The 4,985-nt window shown below is 72.5% G+C and carries 6 protein-coding genes; 3 read left to right on the top strand and 3 right to left on the bottom strand.

Going from position 1 to position 4,985, the window contains the following annotated elements:
* A partial coding sequence (locus GUY61_RS34550) for a helix-turn-helix transcriptional regulator (RefSeq protein WP_166634275.1) occupies nucleotides 1-352 on the bottom strand: 352 nt, incomplete at its 3' end.
* On the bottom strand, nucleotides 345-1,172 hold the full coding sequence (locus GUY61_RS34555; RefSeq protein WP_166634276.1) for a peptidoglycan-binding protein: 828 nt from the start codon (nucleotides 1,170-1,172) through the stop codon (nucleotides 345-347). The genes GUY61_RS34555 and GUY61_RS34550, both read right to left, overlap by 8 nt.
* 296 nt (nucleotides 1,173-1,468) lie before the next feature.
* Here GUY61_RS34555 and GUY61_RS34560 point away from each other — a divergent pair, with 296 nt between their 5' ends.
* Nucleotides 1,469-1,897, top strand: a complete 429-nt coding sequence (locus tag GUY61_RS34560) for a peptidoglycan-binding protein (RefSeq protein WP_166634277.1) — start codon at nucleotides 1,469-1,471, stop codon at nucleotides 1,895-1,897.
* A gap of 325 nt (nucleotides 1,898-2,222) precedes the next feature.
* Here the strand turns inward: GUY61_RS34560 and GUY61_RS34565 are convergent, their stop codons facing one another.
* Nucleotides 2,223-3,038, bottom strand: coding sequence for a nucleotidyltransferase domain-containing protein (locus GUY61_RS34565; protein ID WP_166634278.1), 816 nt, complete (start codon nucleotides 3,036-3,038; stop codon nucleotides 2,223-2,225).
* 413 nt (nucleotides 3,039-3,451) lie between these two features.
* On the opposite strand from GUY61_RS34565, the gene GUY61_RS34570 reads away from it, so the two are divergent.
* Together GUY61_RS34570 and GUY61_RS34575 are read left to right on the top strand one after the other, a co-directional pair.
* Nucleotides 3,452-4,045, top strand: coding sequence for a redoxin domain-containing protein (locus GUY61_RS34570; RefSeq protein ID WP_166634279.1), 594 nt, complete (start codon nucleotides 3,452-3,454; stop codon nucleotides 4,043-4,045).
* 4 nt (nucleotides 4,046-4,049) lie between these two features.
* Entirely contained in the window at nucleotides 4,050-4,952 is a 903-nt protein-coding gene (locus tag GUY61_RS34575) for a cytochrome c biogenesis CcdA family protein (RefSeq protein ID WP_166634280.1), read from the top strand.
* Nucleotides 4,953-4,985: the final 33 nt, after the last annotated feature.

Below are 4,985 nucleotides of genomic sequence, written 5' to 3' on the forward strand. Positions count from 1 at the left end.
GGGGCGGAGGGAGTTCGGGTGCGATGCCGGTCTCCTCGCGCGGACCGCCGCCGAACGCGTCGCGCCCGCGCCAGGCCCGCTCGGCCAGCTCCCACAGCGCCAGCAGCCGGGCCGGGTCCGCGCCGCTCAGCCGCGCGAGCGCCTCGACGGCCTGGCGCGGCGGCAGCGCCTTGCCGTTGAGATACCGCTCCCAGGACGAGCGGCTGTACGGAGTCCTGGAACCCAACGCGGCATAGCTCAGTCCCGTCCGGGCACGCGCCTCGCGCAACCGGGTCAGCAAGTGGCGGACTTCGGGCGCGAGACCGTCGGGCGGCGGCTCGGGCTCGCCCTGCGCCCGTACCGCGTCAGTCATCGGGGTTCCGCAGCTCTCGCCAGGTCGCCGGGTCGACGACGCCGTCGTCGTCGAGCCCGCGCGAGCGCTGGAACGCCCGCACGGCGGCCTTCGTGTTGGGGCCGAACCACCCGTCCACGCCCTGCGGGTCGAAGCCGTGCTTCTGCACCAGGCACTGGATCTCGGCGACCGCCTCGACCACCGCCCCGAGACCGTACTCCTCGGTGAGGGTGGTGCTGTGCCCGGCGTACCAGAGGCCGTCGCGCACCTCGAAGAGACACGGATAGGTACGCAGGGAGGCGTCAGGGGTCGGGGGCGACAGGGGAGCCGGACCCGCGGCCACGGTCGTCCCGTCCGACGAGCGCGGAGATTCCCGCCACGGCCGCTCGACGGCCAGCCCCACCGCCACCGCCACCGCGAGCCCGCCCACCAGCACGGCCGCCGCGAACGGCGACCGCCCCCGGCGCCGCGGTGGGGGTTCAGCCGCCCGTCCGTCCTCCGGTTCGGCATCCGGGGCGCGCTCCGTGGCCTCCGGGCGCCGGTTCCCGGCCTCCGGTCTGTCCGCGAGCCCGCGTACCGCCGACTCGCCGGCAGCCACCTCCCACAGCGCGGCCAGTCCGGCCACGTCACCGCCGCACACCCGCGCCAGAGCCTCGACGGCCTGCCGGGGCGGCATCGCCTTGCCGTTCAGATACCGCTCCCAGGACGAGCGGCTGTACGGGGTCTTCGCGGCCAGAGCGGCAAGGCCCAGGCCACTGTGGTCCTTCAGCCGGCGCATCTCCACCACGAGCCGCCGGACCCGGGGGTCCACGGACCCGGGCAGCGCCTTCCAACGCGACATGTCCCACCTCGTTCGCGTACGACCCTGCTCAACGAAGCGGCACCGAGAGCCGTTACCCCCGCACGTGTCGGCTGCGCGCCCGCGTCCCCGGGCAGCCGCGTCCCGTGCGGTGTCCCAGCAGGTCGGAGCGATGAACGTCCCGCGCTGTCCCCGCCCCCGCGATGCCCGTGGCACCGGCCGGGAGACAGGTCCCAGCATGGGCGTCGCACACCGGCGGCGCGGTCCGCACCGCGCCGCTCCACCGAGCGGACCGACCATCCGCCCTTCGGAAGAACCGGAAGAAACGGGGTTCACCCATGGCACCCACCAGGACCACCCGCCGCCGCGCGGGCCTTCTCATCGCCTCGCTCGCCCTTCTGGGCGGCACGACCGGAGGAGGCGTGGCCGTCGCCACCGACCGGGGCGCCGACGGCGCCGTGAGCGCGGCCGCGTACTCCTGCGACGTCCACCGCGCGGCCAACGGCAAGCTGTACGCCGGTTACTACGACGGCGAGACCGTCGTCCCGTCAGGGACGAGGGTGACGTCCTCCGGGATCGAGGCCCAGTGCCTGCTGCTTGAGTACAACATCGACCCGGGGCCCGTCGACGGGATCTTCGGCCCCAGGTCCCAGGCGGCGGCGAAGGAGTTCCAGCGGCGGGTCAACGACGTCTGCGGCACGAACCTGGCGGTGGACGGCAAGGTCGGCCCCAGGACCTGGCCGTACCTGCGCAACAGCCACTGCTGAGGCCCTACGAGGACCGGGGTCCGCCCTCCGCGGGGGAGAGGTTGCGAGAAGCGGACGCGGGCCCCTGAACACCGTCGGCCTCCGGAACCGCGACCGGGTTCCGGAGGCCGACGAGCGGGCCGCCGTGAACGATCCGTCCGGCTGCGCCGGCGCCGAGGCGTCCCGCCGGATCGCCGTCAGGCTCGGGCGACGGCTGCGCTCTGCTCCAGACGGGCGCGCAGTATCGCGGCGAAGTCCTCGACACGGGAGAGCTGGTCTGTCAACTGCACCTACTCGAAGTCGTTGGGCACGGCCCGGGTGGTCGACCATGTCATCGTGGGCTCCGTCAGGACGCGAGCTGCCCGCATACCTCGGCAACCAGTCCGTCAGCGGCATCAAGCGCGGTGGACAGAACGGACGGGGCCGTGCCGAGCACGGCAAACAACCCGTGCGCTCGCGCGGAGAAGTCCGCGGGAGCAGCCGGAAGTCCTCCCGCAGCCTGAACAGCCCCCTTTTCGTTCAACACCCAGCGACCCGCGTGAGCGTGCAGGCCATGCACGAGAAGCCCAACCGCGCGGAAGAGGCAACCGGCGACATAGAAGGTGTCTGCGCGAGCCGCTCCCTTGCGGGCGTTGGCCAGGATGAACGGGGCCTCCCACCGTGTGTTGGCGATCAGCGCTTCGCGCAATGGCTCCGGATAACGGCGAGTCTTCTGCTGCAGGGCCCGCAGCTCACCACAGGGATCGGCGAGAACGCGTCCAAGGGCCACCTCGCCGACATACGCATGGGAGTACACCCCAAGCGGGTGACCGGCCTGAATCCCTACCTCGAAGCGCCCCTCCCGGCACTCTTCCCAGATGTGGTGAACGCGGTCCAGGTTGCGGTAGATCCAGTCAACAGGGTGGCCGTCAACGGTCAGCCATGCCCCACCGTCCACCCACGGCCCCCAGCCGCCCGGTTCCGTGACTTCGACCGACTCGCCGGTGAGCTCGGACGCGAGGAGGCGCAAAGCGGCAGTGTCCAACGGCGGCCGGTAGTACAAGCCAAGATCGAAATCAGAGTCGGGGCGATGTGCTCCTCTCGCTCGGCTGCCGCCCAGACACACGCCGAACACTCCGCCGACGTCTGTCAACCGGTCCGCAATCTCCGTCAAGCGATCCACAGCCGACAGTCTGCAGCCCCAGAACACCCACTGCGACCGCGTTTCTGAGCGCACTCAGCCCCTCAGGCTCACCCCTCCGGGCGAAGTGCAGAGAAGGACACCTGCGGCGCCACCAAGGAACGATTCACGACCGCGCCCCCGCCGCGTCACAGGGCCGGATCCGAGATCACAAGGTAGTTTCACAGCGCACCTGTCAGTGCCGCACCGCCCCTCCGGGCCGAACGGGGCCGACGCAGTCGCGCAGCACCTCGGTGCACGGTCTCGCGGGAGCCCGCGGGCGCGTCACCGCTCTCGACCCCGAACGGCTCAAAGCGCCGCGGGCTGACGTCACCGATCCGTAAGGCGCCGGTCGAACGCCCGCCGGGGCCACGGCAATTACGCTCGCCGCCGGAACCGACCCAGAGGAGTCCTCCTTGCGCGCCCGCACCCTCTTCCCAGCCACCCTGGCCGCCGCTCTCCTCACCCTCACCGGATGCGGCGGGGACGGAGGCTCCGCATCCGCCGGTGGCGACGCGGGGGCTTCCCCGCCGGAAGCGTCGTCCCCCGCCCAGCCGCCCACCGCCTCACAGGGCAGCGGGAGCGGGGCGGAGGGCGCGGAGGTGCCCGAAGCGCTGAACTTCACCGCCACCACGGTGAACGGCAAGCCGTTCGACGCGAAGACCCTCGCGGGCAGGCCCACGGTGCTGTGGTTCTGGGCGCCGTGGTGTCCCGCCTGCAAGGGCCAGGCCGCCGAGACCGCCAAGGTCGCCGCCGACTTCCGGGGCAGAGCGAACGTCGTCGGCGTCGCGGGCCTGGACAAGAACGCCGCCATGCGCGACTTCGTCTCCGACACCGGTACCGGCTCCTTCCCTCATCTGGCCGACGAGAAGGGCGAGGTGTGGAAGCGGTTCGAGATCACCCGGCAGAGCCATTACGTGATCCTCGACCGGACCGGCAAGACCGTCTACGAGGGCGTGCTTCCCGGCGGCAAGGGGCTGGCCGAGAAGGTCGCCGGACTCACCGGCTGAAGCCATGTCCGACCTGCCCCTGGCCCTCGCGCTCGGCGCCGGCATGCTCGCCGCCGTCAACCCGTGCGGCTTCGCCCTGCTCCCCGCCTACCTGTCCCTCCTCGTCCTCGGCGACGACACTCCCAGCCGCACCACCGCCGTGGCCCGCGCACTCGCCGCCACCGCCGCGATGACCGCCGGATTCGCCGCACTCTTCGCCGTCTTCGGCCTCGCCGTCCAGCCCGTGGCCGGCCAGGTCCAGCAGCACCTGCCCTGGTTCACCATCGCGTTCGGCCTGCTCATCGCCGTCGCGGGAGCGTGGCTGCTCGTCGGCCGCCAACTGCCCACCCTGGCCCCGAAACTCCGCCGGGCCCCCGCCGTCACCCGTTCGCTGCCCTCGATGGCGCTGTTCGGCATGGCGTACGCCATCGCCTCCCTCGGCTGCACCATCGCTCCGTTCCTCGCCATCGTCGTCTCCGCCTTCCGCACCGGCTCCACCGGCGAGGGCGTCACCCTGTTCACCGCCTACGCCACCGGGATGGGCCTGATCGTCGGCGCGGCCTCCCTCACTGTGGCGCTCACCCGCACCACCGCCGTCACCCGGATGCGACGCCTCGGCGCCATCGCCCCGCGCCTCGGCGGCGGACTGCTCCTCCTCGTCGGCGCGTACGTCGCCCACTACGGCTGGTACGAGATCCGCGTCCAGCGCGACCCCGCCACCACGGACCCCGTCATCGAGACGGCGGCGGCCGTCCAGCGCGTCGTCGCCGACGGCGTGGACACCGTCGGTCCGACGGCGCTTGCCTCACTCTTCGCCGCCCTGCTGATCGCGGCGCTGGTGATCCGCCGGCGCAGGCGCGCACGCCGCTCCGACCGCACCCACCTCACCGACCGCGGTCCGTCTCCCGCGCCCGAGCCCCCGGCCTGAGCCACCGCGAGCCGGACGCGAGCCCTTGAACGG

The sequence above is a fragment of the Streptomyces sp. GC420 genome (genome assembly GCF_009916105.1).
Taxonomy (GTDB): domain Bacteria; phylum Actinomycetota; class Actinomycetes; order Streptomycetales; family Streptomycetaceae; genus Streptomyces.